The organism is Winogradskyella vidalii, from assembly GCF_013403955.1.
Taxonomy (GTDB): Bacteria; Bacteroidota; Bacteroidia; order Flavobacteriales; family Flavobacteriaceae; genus Winogradskyella; species Winogradskyella vidalii.
Window position 1 is genome coordinate 1,478,762 of record NZ_JABFDG010000001.1, and the last position, 17,626, is coordinate 1,496,387.

Consider the following 17,626-nt stretch of genomic DNA (forward strand, 5'->3'; position numbering starts at 1 on the left):
AGAAGCCGCTCAATTGAGCGGCTTTTTTTTATGAAACTATTCCAGTAAAATGATATAATTATTTATGAGCGAACTTAAAAAAGGAAGTAAAAAACTTCTTAATGCTTGGGCATTTTACGACTGGGCGAACTCTGTTTATACCTTAACTATTGCCTCTTCTATATTTCCAATATTTTATTCGGCGCTTTTTGTATCTCAATCAGAAAAAATAGTTCCAGCATTTGGAATGGTTTTTAAAAGCACCGCATTAATTACTTATGTTACGGCGTTTACTTTTTTGGTAGTTGCTTTTATGTCTCCAATTCTTTCTGGTATTGCCGATTACGTAGGAAATAAGAAAAGCTTTATGAAATTCTTTTGCTACGTTGGTAGTTTGGGATGTATTGGCTTGTATTGGTTTAGTATAGACAGTATTCATATCAGTCTTTTGTTTTATTTTATGGGACTCATTGGGTATTGGGGAAGTTTGGTGTTTTATAATTCGTATTTGCCAGATATAGCCTTTCCAGAACAGCAAGACCGCATTAGTGCTAAAGGCTTTGGTATGGGGTATTTGGGAAGTGTTATTCTATTGATTGTAAATTTAGCTATGGTTATGATGCCAGAACGCTTTGGTTTTGATATTAGTATTTCAAAAACTATAGCAGAATCAGGTTCAGAAAAAGAAATAGCTGAAGCATTAAAAATAGCTAAGAATAAAGCGTCATTTGAAGCCATGAGAATTTCATTTATCACAGTTGGTTTGTGGTGGGTTCTTTTTAGTCAATATACATTCTACATTTTACCTAAAAGAGTTTCTAAAGGCGGTAAAGTGACAAAAGATGTGTTTTTTAATGGGTTAAAGGAGTTAAAACAGGTATGGATTCAGCTGAAAGAAAATTTACCTTTAAAACGTTACTTAGTCGCTTTTTTTGTATTCAGTATGGCGGTGCAGACAATTATGCTGGTTGCTGTATATTTTGGTGAAGAAGAGATTGCATGGGGAACTTCAGAAGCCAAAACGCAAGGTTTAATTACAAGTATTTTAGTCATTCAATTGGTGGCCATACTTGGTGCTTTTTTAACGTCTCGTGCCTCTTCAAAGTTTGGAAATATTATAACGTTAATTGTTATAAATTTCTTTTGGATGGCACTTTGCTTTTATGCCTATTTTATGGAAACACCGCTTCAATTTTATATTGCTGCAGGATTTGTAGGTTTAGTAATGGGAGGGGTACAGTCTTTAGCCAGATCTACGTATTCTAAGTTTTTACCAGAAACAGATGATACAACATCGTATTTTAGTTTTTATGATGTGGCCGAAAAAATAGGTATTGTAATAGGTATGGTGATTTTTGCGACCATAGATCAAGTCACAGGAAGTATGCGAAATGCTATTTTATTCTTAGTTATCTTTTTCTTAGCTGGGATTGCCTTATTATTTAGAGTTCCTAGAAAAAATAAATAAATTCAGTATGTTTGCTTATATATAAACTAAATTATGATGAAAATTACTAAACTAGCTTTTACTTTTATTCTTTTAATTTGTGTGGCTTCAATTCAGTCTTGTGAAAATGAGCCCTTAGATCCAGATTTAACTTCAGGAATCTCTGATGGTACAGGAAATGGCGGTGGTACGGATGATGGAGGAACGGATGACGGTGGTACTGACGGTGGAGGTACAGATAACGGAGGTACTGATGGTACAGGTCAGGATTCATCTGGTGATTATTGGCCTAGAGCTATTGGTAACATTTGGAATTTTAATGATACAGTGTATGGGGAGGTTACCTATGATATGGTAGAAACAGAAGTTATTGATGGTGATACATATTACAAATTTGACAATTTGTTAAATTCTGAATCTTGGTTACTAAAATCTGGAGATAGTTACTATTTAAGAACAGCTATTGGGGGATTTGATATTCCTGGGTATTCAGTAACGACATCGTATATTACCACAAAAATGTTAATAGACACTGCTGAAGAAGGAGATGAATGGGTTAGTAATGTGAGTTATACTATAGCTTATTTACCAACTGATTCAAACTATCCTGAAATTCCTGATATTGATTATAGTGCCGCTTATAATTTCAAAATGATGGCTAGAGATTTAACACGTACAGTAGAAGGTGTTGAATACGACAATGTATTACAGGTACAACTAACATTAGAAGCGCTTGGAAATCCAGAAGATGTTGTTGTTCAATATTATTACGCAAAAGATGTTGGATTAATTGAGTTTGTCGGAGACTTGAGTTCAGGAACTTTAGTAAGCTATAATCTTAATTAATACGTACAATACAGTATGCAAAAAGGATAAGTTTACAGCTTATCCTTTTTTTATGCAGTTATATTAACAAGCTTAGATATTAGGTGTCTGCATTTAATAGTTAAATTGTCTCAGCAAATCTTAAACCTAGTAACTAGCTTTAAAAGCTAAGAATACTAATTTTTTTTAAAACTTACACTTCCGTATTCTGAGTCAATTTTTATCATATTTCCTGAATTTTGCGTTCCGTAATAGCCTTTATAATTTTTCTCTGTATAATCTATTTCTTTACTGATAAAATTAAAACCGTCAGACTCTCGCAAAGAGGCATATTCTAATTCGATATCAAAGTCAAAATTATAGTCGGTATCATGCCCAATAGTAATTCCTGTAAAGTCGGCATTAATATCTATATTATGAGCTTTAGATGCTATTCGGTCAATTTTTATAGACCCATAATTAGCGTTTAATTTTACGTTTTTAAAAACATTTCCTATACGTAAGGTTAGGTAGTCTCCGTTGCCTTCTAAGTTATTAATGTGGTCTACTTTTAAAGAGCCATAATCACAATTGTAAGTTGCATTTTCTGCGGCCTCAATAACAGATTTTGTATAGTCGGCATTTACAACTAAATCTTTGGTTTTTGCAACTGTGAATCCGCTGTAATCCGCTGTTATTTTTCCGCTTTTTATGTATTCAAAATAACAATCGCTACTATAATCAAATCTTAAATCATTGTTATCTGCCATAAGCTCTTTGGTGGTTATTTTACCATAATCACAATTAAGTTTTGCTACACCATGTAGGCGATCTAAATTAATGGCACCGTAATTATTAGTGATGTCTACATGGTTAGATATAGGCATTTTTATGACATAATTAATTTCTAATTGGGTTGTTTTGCTATTTCCCCAACTCCACCAGCTATTTTTGGTTTTACTGATTCTAGTGGTTGCTGAAACAACATTATTAGTTGTTGAAAACTCTACAGTAATACCATTTAATCGTTCTTGGGTTTTATCAGCATCGTTTCCAGTAACTTTAATAATGATATCAAATTCAATGCGATTGCTGTCCCAAGTAATTACATCAATGCTACCATAGCTGTTGTTCACTTTTAGCGTGTTATTAGAAGATACATCAAAGGATTTCTTTATTTGTTTTTCTCTACTTGTTTTAACCAAGTCTGTAGGTGTGTTAGCGATTGCAATGCTGGGAATTAGCAAAAGCAATACTATAATTCTAAAGGGTATTTGTAAATTCATTTTTTTTTGTTTTAATGGCATCAATCTGTTCTAAGACATGATTTAAAATATCTATTCTGTTCTGAAAGTTAGAGATCATCGCATAAATGACACGTTGGTTTTTTCCACTTTCGGTTAAATCTGTTTTTAAGTTTTGGTAGTCGGTTTCTAAAAGTTGAATTTGCGCTAGAGCATCATTAATAATTTGTTCTGTTAAAGGCGACCGTTCTTGGTTGAGTTTTTTAAGTTCATTTTCAATAGTTACAGTGAAAAAATCTTGTGTTTCAGATAATTCTGGAGATACATTAGCTAAGTCTAAGGTTTTAGGTTGTTGCTTTAATGTTATAAATACACTAAAACAAATCACTATTGCAGCAGCAGTAGCTAAAAGAGGTTTCCAATTAAAACGAGTTTGCTTTTTAACTGAAGTAGAGCCATTCTCGTTGGCCTTCAGCTTTTCTAAAAAACGTTGCTCATGATTAGTGTTAGGGGCTTCAATATCAAATTGACCTTTCAAACTATTAAATATGTTATTTAAATCATCTTTATTCATAATTATTTTTTCAAGAGATTAAAAAAAATATAAAAATGTCACGTTAAGAACAGTCCAAATACTATTAAAATTCAAAGAGTCTTCTACTGCGCTTAGACAGACAACTTAAGTCATCAGATAAGTTATCTGCACATTTTTTTTATCAATTCATCATTAGTTTTTTACGTAAACTCTCTTTTGCTCTAGATATTAGCGTTCTACAATTGGCATATGAGATATCCATAATTTCACAGATTTCTTCGTAATCATAACCTTCTATAAGGTGTAATGTTAACCCGATATTATAATTAGATTTTAAGGTTTTCATAGCTCCTAAAATCAACTTTACTTTGTCGTTATTTTGTTCGTTCTCATTAAGGCCTTGCTCATCTTCAACTTTATAAATAACACTATCTAAAGGCACTTCATTTTGTTTTATGATTTTGTTGTAATACCCAATACTGTTGTTAACAACAATACGTTTTAACCATGCGCCAAATAAATTGAGGTTCTCTAAAGTGCTCAATTTTGTAAAAGCTGCTAAAAAAGATTCTTGTACAATATCTTCTGCCCTAAAAGAATCTTTTACAATCCTTATGGCGGTATTAAACATCGCTTTATTGTATCTGTTGTAAATTTCCAATTGTGCACGTTGGTTTCCAGATTTGCAAAGCACTAATAACTGTTCGGTATTTTGATTGGTTGATGTCAAAAAACAATTGCTTTTACTTATAGAGGGTGACTTTTTAAAAGTGTTACAGTTTAAATGAAAAAAGTTTTATGATGTTATAAAGGTAATGGCATAACAATTGAAAATACATTAGTGTGAATAACTTTGGATATCTTATAAACCTTTGATATTCAATGTAAAGTTATTTTTTAATACATTTAAAACATGTTATTCTGTATGTAATAGTGACAGAATGACTTAAAAATATATATGGGAAAATCAAATTTTTTAAACTTAGACAATCTGTCATTTCAGGATTTTGATGAGAATTCAGAGTTAATTCCATTGATGACACCTGAAGATGAAGAGTTAATAAACAATGAATCTTTACCAGAATCTTTGCCAATTTTACCGTTGCGTAATACGGTTTTATTTCCTGGCGTAGTGATTCCGATTACTGCCGGACGAGATACTTCAATAAAACTAATAAACGATGCTAACAAAGGCGGAAAAGTTATTGGTGTGGTGTCGCAAAAAGATGAAACGGTAGAAAATCCAACGGCAAAAGATATTTATGATACAGGTACCGTAGCACGAATTTTAAAAGTGCTAAAAATGCCTGATGGTAATACTACCGTGATTATTCAAGGTAAAAAACGTTTTGCGATTAATGAGGTCGTTTCGGAAAAACCGTATTTAACGGCAACAATTTCTGATATCGCCGAGGCAAAACCAGCACCAGATAATGAAGAATTTAAAGCCATTATAGATTCTATAAAAGATTTATCATTAGATATTATAAAGGAAAGTCCAAATATTCCGACAGAAGCGAGTTTTGCTATAAAAAATATTGAGAGTAATTCGTTTCTAATTAATTTTGTGTCCTCTAATATGAATCTTAAGGTAGAGGAGAAGCAAGCCTTATTAAAAATAAATGATCTTAAAGAACGCGCGCTTCAAACTTTGAAATTCATGAATCTCGAATTTCAAAAATTAGAACTTAAAAACGATATTCAGTCTAAGGTTCAGAGTGATATGAATCAACAGCAACGTGAGTATTTCTTGCATCAGCAAATGAAAACCATTCAAGAAGAATTGGGTGGCGGTGTGTCTTCTGGGGAAGAGATTGAAGAAATGAAAACGCGTGCTAAGAAGAAGAAATGGGATGATAAAGTAAAAGAGCATTTTGAAAAAGAATTAGCAAAAATGCAACGTATGAATCCTCAAGTGGCTGAGTATTCAATTCAACGTAATTATTTAGACCTGTTTTTAGATTTACCTTGGAATGAGTTTAGCAAGGATAAATTCGACTTAAAACGTGCGATGAAAATTTTAGATCGTGATCATTTTGGTTTAGATGATGTTAAAAAACGAATCATAGAATATTTAGCGGTTTTAAAACTTCGTAATGATATGAAATCGCCAATTTTATGCCTTTATGGCCCTCCAGGTGTGGGTAAAACATCTTTGGGTAAATCTATTGCAGAAGCCTTAGGTCGCGAATATGTACGTATTTCATTAGGTGGTTTACGTGATGAAGCTGAAATTAGAGGGCATAGAAAAACATACATTGGTGCTATGCCAGGCCGAATTATTCAGAGTTTAAAAAAGGCACAAACCTCTAATCCTGTGTTTGTTTTAGATGAAATTGATAAATTGTCAGCAGGTCATCAAGGTGATCCTTCGTCGGCAATGTTAGAGGTTTTAGACCCAGAACAAAACAATGAGTTTTATGATAATTTCTTAGAGATGGGGTACGACCTTTCTAAAGTGATGTTTATTGCCACGTCTAATAGTTTAAATACGATTCAGCCTGCATTAAGAGATCGTATGGAAATCATTAACGTAACAGGGTATACCATTGAAGAAAAAGTAGAAATAGCTAAACGCCACTTGTTGCCAAAGCAGTTAAAAGAACATGGTTTAGATAGTTCGGCATTAAAAATAGCAAAACCACAGCTCGAAAAAATTGTTGAAGGTTACACCCGAGAATCTGGTGTGAGAGGCTTAGAAAAGCAAATTGCAAAAATGGTGCGTTATGCCGCCAAAAATATTGCAATGGAAGAGTCGTATAACATTAAAATTTCTAATGCAGATGTTATTGAAGTACTAGGAAGCCCTAGAATGGAGCGTGATAAGTACGAAAACAATGATGTTGCTGGTGTGGTTACTGGCTTAGCTTGGACAAGCGTTGGTGGTGATATATTGTTTATAGAATCTATTTTGTCTAAAGGAAAAGGGACCTTATCAATCACTGGTAATTTAGGTAAAGTAATGAAAGAATCATCTACTATTGCCATGGAATACATTAAGGCTAATGCCGATGAATTTGGAATTGATTCTGATATTTTTAATAAGTATAATGTTCACATTCACGTGCCCGAAGGTGCTACGCCAAAAGATGGACCAAGTGCAGGGGTTACGATGTTAACGTCTTTAGTATCTTTGTTTACACAACGTAAAGTGAAGAAGAGTATAGCTATGACAGGTGAGATTACCTTACGTGGTAAAGTTTTACCAGTTGGTGGTATTAAAGAAAAAATCTTGGCAGCCAAACGTGCGCGTATTAAAGAGATTTTACTTTGTGAAGACAACCGAAGAGATATTGAAGAGATTAAACCCGAATATTTAAAGGGCTTAACCTTTCATTATGTTACTGATATGAGTGATGTTTTAAAACTAGCACTCACCAATCAAAAAGTAAAAAATGCTAAACAGCTTTAAATTAATATTGACATTTTTAATAAGTCTTACTTTAGTAATGCAAGTCGTTGCTCAAGATGATACTGAATTTAAAGCGGTCAAATTAGATGGAAAGCCTGCAAAATTAAATGTTGCAACTGGAGAAATTACCTTAGTTACCCAAGAAGAAAATAATGTTACTGTAACTAAAAAAGACTCTATTTCTACAAGGTCTATAATTTCAGCAGATAAAAATATAAACAATACTTTAAACACTTCCGAGGTTTCACTAGCTGAGACCTCGGATTTTTATAGTGTAAAAGACGGTGAAACGCTATTAGATATCGCAAAGACTTATAATGTTTCTCTAACAGATCTTAAGCGTGCCAATAATTTAGAAACTACTTTAATCAGTAAAGGACAAAAGTTAAGGGTTAAAAACTTTAGCCAAACTACTGATTATGATAGCACTTTAGAAATTGAAAATTCAAATTTTCATGTAGTAAAAAAAGGAAATACATTATATAGTTTAGCAAGAGATTATAATTTAACTTTAGAAGAATTAAAAAGTCTCAATAACTTGCATTCTAACCAAATTGAAATAGGTCAAAAACTTAGAATTAAAAGTTTTAAAACTTCAGCTGTAACGCAAAGTCTTTCAACATATAGTGTTAAAAAAGGGGATACCCTATATCGTATTGCCTTAAATAACGGCACAACAGTTGAAGCTCTCAAGAGTTTAAATGGCTTAACCGATAATGTTATTGAAATTGGTCAAATATTACAATTAAGGTAGAAAAATACAGTACTTCAAAAATAAAAAAATCATATTTTCGTTTTAAGATAGATTTATGATATCAATTTTACTAGTGAGTTATTATGAAAGTTAAAAAGGACGTTTTTTTATAGTAATTTTTAAGTAAAAATGATATAATATTGCAAAGTCTATGATTAAAAGGATTTCTACCTTATGTTTTATGCTTTTGGCATTGCCTGCGTTCGCTCAATTAGGTGGAGAATCAACCTATCAATTTCTTAATTTAGTTTCCTCACCAAGACAAGCAGCCTTAGGTGGGAAAATTATCACCAATTTTGATCATGATGTTACGGAAGCATTATACAATCCGGCTTCTATAAATTACCAAATGAATAACCAATTAGCGGTTAATGTTTCTAATTATTTAGGCGGCATCACTTACGGTACTGCAGCCTATGCCTATACTTGGGACAGACACGTGCAAACCTTTCATTTTGGGGTTACTTATATTAATTATGGCACCTTTGATGGCTATGATCTCAACGGTAATTCCACAGGCACATTTAGTGGTAATGAAACCGCTATTTCCATGGGCTATAATTACAATATTCCTTATACCGATTTTTATGTTGGCACCAATTTAAAGATTATAACCTCTCTTTTAGAACAGTACAATTCCGTTGGTGGTGCTTTTGATTTTGGAGTGATGTATATCAATGAAAAACTCGATTTTCATGCCGCATTAACCGTTAGGAATTTTGGAACCCAGTTTTCAACTTATGCTGGTCAAAATGAGCCCTTGCCGTTTGAGGTGAACTTCGGGATGTCACAAACCTTAGAAAATGTCCCTTTGCGCTGGCATTTAACCTTAGAGAATCTACAAAAATGGCCGATTGGGGTTTCTAATCCGGCAAGAGCCACAACTGATTTAGATGGTAATCAAACCCAAGAGGAAGTTGGGTTTTTAAATAATACCTTAAGACATCTTATTTTGGGAGCTGAATTATTTCCTGAAGGAGGCTTTAATGTTCGATTAGGCTATAATTTTAGACGTGCCGAAGAGTTGCGAATTGTTGATCAAAGAAACTTTTCTGGACTCTCTGTTGGAGTCGGTATAAAATTAAATAAATTGCGATTTAGTTATACACACGCGCGCTACACAAGTGCTTCAAATACAAGTTTTTTCGGACTTCAAATAGATTTAGACGGTCGAAGACGTTAGGTTATAAGTATTTAAGCTTGAAGTCAATTAACAAAAATATTTTCGTTTTCACGGAAAAAGTTACTGAATTAAATTCAGCATAAAATGAATAAAATAATTATTGCCATAGATGGCTTTTCATCCACAGGAAAAAGTACCATAGCTAAACAGTTAGCTAAAAAACTGAACTATATCTATGTAGATACGGGTGCAATGTATAGAGCAGTGACTTATTTTGCTCTTGAAAATAACTTAATAGGTGACGATTTTTTTAAGGAAGATGCTTTAGTCAATAAACTAGAGGAAATTAGTATCAATTTTAAGTTTAATAAAGACGCAGGTTTTGCTGAAGTTTATTTAAATGGAGAAAATATTGAAGCTGCTATAAGAACACTTCGGGTTTCAAAATTTGTGAGCCCTGTAGCTACCTTATCTGCAGTACGACGAAAGTTGGTAGAGCAGCAACAACTCATGGGGAAAGATAAAGGTATTGTTATGGATGGACGCGATATTGGAACGGTTGTTTTTCCTGATGCTGAATTAAAAATCTTTATGACAGCTTCGGCAGAAACAAGAGCAAAACGCCGTTATAAAGAATTATTAGATCGTGGTCATAAGCTCAGTTATGATGATGTCTTAGAAAATGTGACAACTAGAGATCATATTGATTCAACAAGAGAAGATTCCCCTTTAATAAAAGCCGATGATGCTATTGAGATTGATAATTCTGATTTAAGTATTGAAGAGCAGTTAAACCGATTGGTTGCTTTCGCTGAGGAATTGATTTCTAGATAGTATTATTATTATTCCTTGTATATTGATTGCAAAACATTTAAATATGAAAAATAAACTTATTTTAATTTTAATGTTTGTCACTTTATATAGTTGTTCAGCTGATGACTACTCGTCAGCTAGGAATATTGTTGATGAATGGCAATTGATAGAAATCCGTTATTCTGGTATCGAGGGAAATACGACAGTCAATTATTCAACGTCTAATATTATTTATGATTTTCGTGAAGATGGCACATTAATAGTATATGGAGCACAATATGGAGTGCATGCTAACGGCACCTATACCTACCTTATTGAAGAGGGTTCATTAGAAGGCCAATCTGATTTAGAAATTTTAACGGTAAAAATAGATCAAACCTATTGGTCTTATGATTTAACCAATGGCATTATGAAATTAGGACAATCTCATGTCGATGGTCCTGATCTGGTCTTTGAGAGAAATTAAAAAACGACTTTATCGATTACTTTAGGTAGCCGAAATAAAGTCGCTTTTTCTAATTCTAATTTTTTTAATGACCCTATTATAGATTAGGAATCACTAATTCTTGACCTGGGTGAATCACATCAGGATTCTTTAATATAGCCGTATTTGCTTCAAATATTTGTTGGTATTTACCAGGCTCACCATAATATTGTTTGGCGATTTTACCTAAAGTTTCACCAGATGCTACCGTGTGTCTAGCATAAACAGATTCATCGGCAACTTTAATATCGGCCATGATGTCTGAAGGATTTTCACCACCAACTTCTTTAATCTTATCCCAGATTAAGTTTTTTTCATATTGCGTAGCTGCAGTACCTTTAACTTGAAGGACACCTTCTTTTTCGCTAACATCACCATTTTGGATGTTTAATTTTTCGCCTAAGTCTAGAACGTCTTGATATTTTGCTTTTACCATAATATTGTGTTTTTTAAGGTTATTTGTGTATTGTAAAGATATCAAATTATGTAATAAAGTATAAACCCTCAGACATCAAATTGTATCTCATATCATTAGACACCAATTAAAAAAGAAAGTCACTTAATTTATGTGTTTGGTTTTTAGAATAATAAATAGTACTTTTGCACTCCTTTTTAGCGGATGATAAGAAAGTAAGAAAAGGGACAAAAACAAAACTAATAATAACTTCTGTAAATTTTTCGCAAATCTTTCAAAAGATACAGAATACAAATTTTAATTCAGCACATGTCTGAAAAAGAAACAAATCAAGCTGAGGTTGAAGCAACTGAAGCAGTAGCAAAAGAGGCTCCTGTAGTATCTGAAGCTCAAGCAAACCCAGAAAAATTCTTAAAAGAGTTCGATTGGCACAATTACGAAGAAGGAATTGAGCAAGTAGCGGATACTAAATTAGAAGAATTTGAAAAATTAGTATCAGAAAATTTCGTTGACACTTTAGATGACGAAGTCGTAGAAGGTACTGTTATCACAATCACAGATCGTGATGCTATTATTGACATTAACGCAAAGTCTGAAGGTGTAATTTCTCTTAATGAGTTCCGTTACAATCCAAACTTAGCTGTTGGTGACAAAGTTGAAGTATTAATTGATGTTCGTGAAGATGCAACGGGACAATTAGTATTATCTCACAGAAAAGCGAGAGTAATCAAAGCATGGGATCGTGTAAACAACGCACATGATACTGGCGAAATCGTAAACGGTTTTGTAAAATGTAGAACTAAAGGTGGTATGATCGTTGACGTATTTGGTATAGAAGCTTTCTTACCAGGTTCTCAAATCGATGTGAAGCCTATTAGAGATTACGATCAGTATGTAAATAAAACTATGGAATTTAAAGTGGTTAAAATCAACCACGAATTCAAAAACATAGTTGTTTCTCATAAAGCTTTAATTGAAGCAGATATTGAAGAACAAAAGAAAGAAATCATTGGCCAGTTAGAAAAAGGACAAGTCTTAGAAGGTATTGTGAAAAACATTACGTCTTATGGTGTGTTTATCGATCTTGGTGGTGTAGATGGTTTAGTTCATATTACAGATTTATCTTGGTCTCGTATCAACCATCCAAATGAGATTGTTGAATTAGATCAAAAATTAAATGTTGTAATCCTTGATTTTGATGAAAACAAATCAAGAATCCAATTAGGTCTTAAACAATTATCTAAGCACCCTTGGGAAGCTTTAGGTGAAACTGTAAAAGTTGGAGATAAAGTAAAAGGTAAAGTTGTAGTCATCGCTGATTACGGTGCTTTTGTTGAAGTAGAAGAAGGTGTAGAAGGCTTAGTTCACGTAAGTGAAATGTCATGGTCAACACATTTACGTTCAGCTCAAGATTTCGTATCTGTAGGAGATGAAATCGATGCTGTTATCTTAACTTTAGATAGAGAAGACAGAAAAATGTCTCTTGGTATTAAGCAATTAACGCCAGATCCATGGACAGATATTACAACGAAGTATCCTGTAGGTTCTAAGCACACAGGTATTGTACGTAACTTTACAAACTTTGGTGTTTTTGTTGAATTAGAAGAAGGTATCGATGGATTAATTTACATCTCTGATTTATCTTGGACTAAGAAAATTAAGCACCCATCTGAGTTCTGTAACGTAGGTGATAACTTAGACGTTGTTGTTTTAGAGTTAGATGTTGACGGACGTAAATTATCTTTAGGTCATAAACAAACAACTGATAACCCTTGGGACAAGTACGAAACTGAGTTCGCTTTAGGTACAGTTCATAAAGCTGCTATTACTGAAATGGTAGATAAAGGAGCAACAATTGATTTTAACGAAGATATCGTTGCCTTTGTACCAGCCCGTCATTTAGAAAAAGAAGACGGTTCTAAAGTTGCTAAAGGTGAAGAAGCAGAATTCAAAATCATTGAATTTAATAAAGAATTCAAACGTGTTGTAGCATCTCATACAGCTGTATTTAGAGAAGAAGAAGCTAAAATCGTTAAGCAAGCTGTTAAAAAACAGGAAGCTCAAGCGGCAGAAGCTAAACCAACTCTTGGTGATGCAAATGATGCTTTACAAGCACTTAAAGATAAAATGGACGGAAAATAAAATTTCCAATTTCTAGCGAAAGCAGAAATTCATTAATCTATATTATAAAAGCCTCTCGATATTCGGGAGGTTTTTTTATGCTTTAATTTTGAGCTATTTCTACCAACTTTATACAATCTATTTAAATCTGCATAGGCCAAGTTTTTTACATAATTCGCTGAATATCTTTATCGGTCTCAGTGAAACTCTGCGCAACTACTGAATATAAGTGTTTGTTACAATCGAATTCTACAGCTAAACACATTAAAATATATATTGTAAACAAAAATTTTTATCCTAACTTTGTATACAATAACGCTTGGAAACAATATGAGTCAGAAAGTACTACTTAACTCAAAAGAAGTCAATATTACCCTTCATAGATTGGCTTGCCAACTCATTGAAAACCACGATGATTTTTCAGAAACGGTATTAATAGGTATTCAATCTAAAGGAAAGTTTTTAGCGGATCGTTTAGCGCAAATTCTCACCGAAGATTATAAGATTAAGAATATTGAATTAGGCTATCTAGATATCACTTTTTTTAGAGACGATTTTAGAAGAGGCGATAAACCACTAGAAGCTAACACTACTGTTATAGATTTTATAATTGAAGATAAAAATGTGGTATTTATTGATGATGTTTTATATACAGGCCGAAGCATACGATCAGCACTAACAGCTATTCAATCTTTTGGAAGACCCAAAGATATTGAACTCTTAACTTTAATAGATAGACGTTTTAGTAGACATTTACCAATACAACCCAATTATAAAGGCCAACAAGTAGATGCTATTGATAATCAAAAAGTAAAAGTCAATTGGATGGAAAATGAAGGTGAAGATGCTGTTTATTTAGTCGATAAATAAAAAAACTTAAGTTAAACTTGAAATCGTAGTTAAACTTAACAAAATAAAGTTTAAAGTGAATTTGCTAAAGGCGATAAGCTGATAGCCAAAAGCCATAAAAAAATGAGCGAATTAAGTGTCAATCACTTATTAGGAATTAAATATCTGACTAAAAAAGATATAGACCTTATTTTTGAAACTGCTGATCAGTTTAAGGAGGTTATTAATAGACCCATTAAAAAAGTGCCTTCTTTAAGGGATATTACGATAGCAAATCTGTTTTTCGAAAATTCTACACGTACAAAATTATCGTTCGAATTAGCTGAAAAACGCCTTTCTGCAGACGTTATTAATTTTTCAGCTTCACAATCATCGGTAAAAAAAGGGGAGACTTTAATAGATACGGTGAATAATATCCTTTCTATGAAAGTAGATATGGTGGTTATGCGTCACCCTAATCCAGGAGCAGGTGTATTTTTATCCAAACATGTTAACGCAAGTATTGTCAATGCTGGCGATGGTGCCCATGAGCATCCTACTCAAGCGCTTTTAGATTCGTATTCAATTAGAGAAAAATTAGGTAGCGTTAAAGGTAAAAATGTAGTTATAGTAGGCGATATATTGCACAGTCGTGTGGCGCTTTCAAACATTTATGCCTTACAATTACAAGGCGCAAATGTAATGGTTTGTGGTCCTAAAACATTGCTTCCAAAATATATTAAAGATTTAGGCGTTAAAGTAGAAACCAATCTAAAGAAAGCTTTAGAATGGTGCGATGTAGCCAACATGCTTCGTGTACAAAACGAACGTATGGATATTAACTATTTCCCTTCAACCAGAGAATATACACAACAATTTGGCGTTGATAAACAACTTTTAGATAGTTTAGACAAAGAAATTGTAATAATGCATCCAGGCCCAATAAATAGAGGCGTGGAAATTACAAGTGATGTTGCTGACTCTAAACAAGCCATTATTTTAAATCAAGTAGAAAATGGTGTTGCTGTAAGAATGGCAGTGATTTATTTATTGGCGTCCAAAATAAAACAATAATTTATGATTATAGATAGAGACGGTAAAACAACCCTAATAACTCAAGAAAATGCTTCAGTAAAAACTTTAGTCCACAATATTGAACAAGCTTACGATAGTACATATAAAAACTACCACCTTATTGTAAGACTTTCTAGCTTAGAAACGATTGCTCTAGAGGATATTATTGAATTTCTACGTTTAAGTAACAACCATAGAGCTGATAAAAAAAGTTTTGTTGTTGTTTCTGAAAAAGTGAATCTAGACCAAATGCCAGATGAAATTGTTGTCGTACCTACCATTCAGGAAGCTTATGATATTATAGAAATGGAAGATATGGAGCGTGATTTAGGATTCTAAAATGAAATTAACCATACTCGGCTGCCACAGTGCAACACCACGAATTAATACGAATCCAACATCACAAGTTTTGGAGATTAAAAACCACATGTTTTTAATTGATTGTGGCGAAGGAACTCAGGTAGAGTTACGGCGGAATAAGGTTAAATTTTCAAGAATTAAGCATGTTTTTATATCGCACCTTCACGGAGATCATTACTTCGGTTTAATAGGTTTGGTAAATACCTTTAGTTTATTAACTAGAGAAACTGAACTTCATATTTATGCACCAAAAGGTTTAAAGGAAGTTATTTTACTTCAAATGAAATTATCATCGAGTTGGACTAAATATCCTCTTATTTTTCATGAACTAAACGCTTCTGAATCCGAATTAATTTATGAAGACGAGAAAGTAGAAGTCTACACGATTCCGTTAATACATCGAATTTATACGAATGGCTTTTTGTTCAAAGAGAAGGAAAATGAACGCAAATTAGACATTAACTTAGTAAATGAGGCTAATATTGATGTCGCGTATTTCAGAAAATTAAAACAAGGGTTTGATGTTGTAAATGAAGATGGTGTTTTAATTAGTAATGAAAAAGTAACTAAAGAACCAATACCAGCTAAAAGCTATGCGTATTGTAGCGATACAGCATATAATGAAGCCATGCTTCCGATTATTAAAGACAGTACAGTTTTGTATCACGAATCTACTTTTTTAGATAAAAATGAATCGCTTTGCCTGCCAACCAAGCATAGTACAGCAAAACAAGCGGCTACAATCGCTAAAAAAGCAAACGTGGAAACTTTAATACTGGGACATTACTCAACCCGTTATAATGATTATAATGCCTTTAAAGCTGAAGCACAAACTGTTTTTGAAAATGTGTTTTTATCTAAAGACGGTAAAACATTTAATTTTGAATAAAATTATTTTTTAAACTCATCTAAATTGATCATCCATTCAATAGCTTCATCTAAATTGGTACAACGTTTTAGGCTTTTTTTGAAGAATTTTTTTTCTAGAGAAGCATTGAGATAGCTAAAATCTGAGTATGTGACTATAGCAGAGGCGATAAAAGCATCATACTCACTGTTAAAATCAACCCAAGTATGGGGGTCAAATGAGTAGGAGTTATACCGATTAGCGATGTAGCCAATTTTAATACCTTTGATGAGTTCGTCACTAAAATGTGAAATTAAATCACTCGCAATATTATAGTCGACATGAACCCCTTCTTTAAATTCGGAAATAATAAATAATTCTGTGATGTAAAAAGATCCAAAAGAAAATTCTACTTTTTTAAATGGAATAAGCTTAGAATATTTACTGTTTTCAAACTTCATTTATAGGTTTTAATCCTTAAATTTATGTTGAAAATTACTACCGAAAAAATAAAATAAGAAAAAAAAATAAAATTTATACGTAATGAATGCAGACTTAGGTGATTATAGAAAATCCTACGAAAAGGGAGAATTATTATTAGATAATGTTCCAGAAAATCCATTAGAATTGTTTAGAGATTGGTTTGTAGAAGTCGATACTCATTTTAATGTTGGTGAGGCCAATGCCATGACAATTTCAACTTTTGGCTTAGATGGTTATCCTAAAAATAGGGTAGTGTTGCTAAAAAAATATACACATGAAGGGTTTATTTTCTATACTAATTACGACAGTGAAAAAGGAAAAGCGATTCTAGAAAACCCTAATGTTTGTTTATCTTTTTTTTGGCCTGCTGCCGAACGGCAAATTATTATCAAAGGTAAGGCTGAAAAAATTTCTGAGAATCTCAGTGATGGTTATTTTGAATCACGACCAAGAGGCAGTCAATTAGGAGCATTAGTTTCTAATCAAAGCGAGGTTGTAAAGGATAGAGCTGAACTAGAATCTAAATTAAAAGCTTTAGAAGTAGAATTTGAAGGTAAAGCTATCGAACGGCCTAAATATTGGGGCGGTTTTATAATTAAACCCATAGAATTAGAATTCTGGCAAGGTCGGCCTAATCGCCTTCATGATAGAATACGCTTTAAATTACAAGCCGATTACAATTGGAAAATTGAACGTTTGGCACCTTGATCTGTAGTAGATTATTTCGCTACGTATTATGAAGTATAAAACTTTTTTTTTGGACTTCAATTTACTTCTTAGATTATAATACAGCATTCTTATTTTACAATTATTATATCTTTAAAAAGTAGTTAATGTGTTATTCGACGAAACGTATTTATTAACGCTTAAAAGCATGGTTTTTGATTTTGAAAGTGTATTTCA

At 32.8% G+C, this 17,626-nt stretch carries 18 protein-coding genes; 13 read left to right on the forward strand and 5 right to left on the reverse strand.

The window, feature by feature from the left end; genetic code table 11:
* Nucleotides 1-64: 64 nt before the first annotated feature.
* Entirely contained in the window at nt 65-1,447 is a 1,383-nt protein-coding gene (locus tag HM982_RS06320) for an MFS transporter (protein WP_179352247.1), read from the forward strand.
* A 33-nt stretch (nt 1,448-1,480) separates the two neighbouring features.
* A complete protein-coding gene (locus tag HM982_RS06325) occupies nt 1,481-2,272 on the forward strand; it encodes a hypothetical protein (RefSeq protein ID WP_179352248.1) in 792 nt (263 codons plus the stop codon).
* A gap of 155 nt (nt 2,273-2,427) precedes the next feature.
* Here the strand turns inward: HM982_RS06325 and HM982_RS06330 are convergent, their stop codons facing one another.
* The 3 genes from HM982_RS06330 to HM982_RS06340 all read right to left on the reverse strand — a co-directional run bounded on the left by HM982_RS06330 (nt 2,428) and on the right by HM982_RS06340 (nt 4,739).
* Nucleotides 2,428-3,516, reverse strand: a complete 1,089-nt coding sequence (locus HM982_RS06330) for a hypothetical protein (protein WP_179352249.1) — start codon at nt 3,514-3,516, stop codon at nt 2,428-2,430.
* Complete coding sequence (locus HM982_RS06335; protein ID WP_179352250.1) at nt 3,494-4,048, reverse strand: hypothetical protein; 555 nt, start codon at nt 4,046-4,048, stop codon at nt 3,494-3,496. Before HM982_RS06335 ends, HM982_RS06330 begins: the two co-directional genes overlap by 23 nt.
* 142 nt (nt 4,049-4,190) lie before the next feature.
* Entirely contained in the window at nt 4,191-4,739 is a 549-nt protein-coding gene (locus tag HM982_RS06340; RefSeq protein WP_179352251.1) for an RNA polymerase sigma factor, read from the reverse strand.
* Nucleotides 4,740-4,967: 228 nt separating this feature from the next.
* Between HM982_RS06340 and lon the strand changes: the two genes are divergently transcribed.
* From lon to HM982_RS06365, 5 genes are all read left to right on the forward strand, one after another.
* Nucleotides 4,968-7,421 carry an endopeptidase La gene (gene lon / locus HM982_RS06345; RefSeq protein WP_179352252.1) on the forward strand — a complete coding sequence of 818 codons (2,454 nt, stop codon included), beginning with the start codon at nt 4,968-4,970 and terminating at the stop codon, nt 7,419-7,421.
* The gene (locus HM982_RS06350) at nt 7,405-8,175 is read left to right on the forward strand and encodes a LysM peptidoglycan-binding domain-containing protein (RefSeq protein ID WP_179352253.1); all 771 of its coding nucleotides are present in this window, start codon (nt 7,405-7,407) and stop codon (nt 8,173-8,175) included. Before lon ends, HM982_RS06350 begins: the two co-directional genes overlap by 17 nt.
* 151 nt (nt 8,176-8,326) lie before the next feature.
* Nucleotides 8,327-9,358, forward strand: a complete 1,032-nt coding sequence (gene porQ / locus HM982_RS06355; RefSeq protein ID WP_179352254.1) for a type IX secretion system protein PorQ — start codon at nt 8,327-8,329, stop codon at nt 9,356-9,358.
* Nucleotides 9,359-9,442: 84 nt separating this feature from the next.
* Nucleotides 9,443-10,132, forward strand: coding sequence for a (d)CMP kinase (gene cmk, locus HM982_RS06360; protein ID WP_179352255.1), 690 nt, complete (start codon nt 9,443-9,445; stop codon nt 10,130-10,132).
* A gap of 43 nt (nt 10,133-10,175) precedes the next feature.
* Nucleotides 10,176-10,577 carry a hypothetical protein gene (locus HM982_RS06365; RefSeq protein ID WP_179352256.1) on the forward strand — a complete coding sequence of 134 codons (402 nt, stop codon included), beginning with the start codon at nt 10,176-10,178 and terminating at the stop codon, nt 10,575-10,577.
* Nucleotides 10,578-10,653: 76 nt separating this feature from the next.
* Here HM982_RS06365 and HM982_RS06370 read toward each other — a convergent pair whose 3' ends face one another.
* Complete coding sequence (locus HM982_RS06370) at nt 10,654-11,031, reverse strand: LysM peptidoglycan-binding domain-containing protein (RefSeq protein ID WP_179352257.1); 378 nt, start codon at nt 11,029-11,031, stop codon at nt 10,654-10,656.
* A gap of 288 nt (nt 11,032-11,319) precedes the next feature.
* Here HM982_RS06370 and rpsA point away from each other — a divergent pair, with 288 nt between their 5' ends.
* The 5 genes from rpsA (at nt 11,320) to HM982_RS06395 (ending at nt 16,282) form a co-directional block, all read left to right on the forward strand.
* Nucleotides 11,320-13,152 carry a 30S ribosomal protein S1 gene (rpsA, locus tag HM982_RS06375; RefSeq protein WP_179352258.1) on the forward strand — a complete coding sequence of 611 codons (1,833 nt, stop codon included), beginning with the start codon at nt 11,320-11,322 and terminating at the stop codon, nt 13,150-13,152.
* Nucleotides 13,153-13,461: 309 nt separating this feature from the next.
* Nucleotides 13,462-14,001, forward strand: a complete 540-nt coding sequence (gene pyrR / locus HM982_RS06380) for a bifunctional pyr operon transcriptional regulator/uracil phosphoribosyltransferase PyrR (protein WP_179352259.1) — start codon at nt 13,462-13,464, stop codon at nt 13,999-14,001.
* A gap of 102 nt (nt 14,002-14,103) precedes the next feature.
* A complete protein-coding gene (locus HM982_RS06385) occupies nt 14,104-15,033 on the forward strand; it encodes an aspartate carbamoyltransferase catalytic subunit (protein ID WP_179352260.1) in 930 nt (309 codons plus the stop codon).
* A 3-nt stretch (nt 15,034-15,036) separates the two neighbouring features.
* Nucleotides 15,037-15,372 (forward strand): ribonuclease Z, encoded by a 336-nt coding sequence (locus tag HM982_RS06390; protein ID WP_179352261.1) that lies wholly within the window; start codon nt 15,037-15,039, stop codon nt 15,370-15,372.
* Between the two features lies 1 nt (nt 15,373).
* Complete coding sequence (locus HM982_RS06395; protein WP_179352262.1) at nt 15,374-16,282, forward strand: ribonuclease Z; 909 nt, start codon at nt 15,374-15,376, stop codon at nt 16,280-16,282.
* Between the two features lie 2 nt (nt 16,283-16,284).
* On the opposite strand, the gene HM982_RS06400 is transcribed toward HM982_RS06395, so the two are convergent.
* Nucleotides 16,285-16,701 (reverse strand): hypothetical protein, encoded by a 417-nt coding sequence (locus HM982_RS06400; protein WP_179352263.1) that lies wholly within the window; start codon nt 16,699-16,701, stop codon nt 16,285-16,287.
* An 82-nt stretch (nt 16,702-16,783) separates the two neighbouring features.
* Between HM982_RS06400 and pdxH the strand changes: the two genes are divergently transcribed.
* On the forward strand, nt 16,784-17,431 hold the full coding sequence (pdxH, locus tag HM982_RS06405; RefSeq protein ID WP_179352264.1) for a pyridoxamine 5'-phosphate oxidase: 648 nt from the start codon (nt 16,784-16,786) through the stop codon (nt 17,429-17,431).
* The last annotated feature ends 195 nt before the right edge of the window (nt 17,432-17,626 follow it).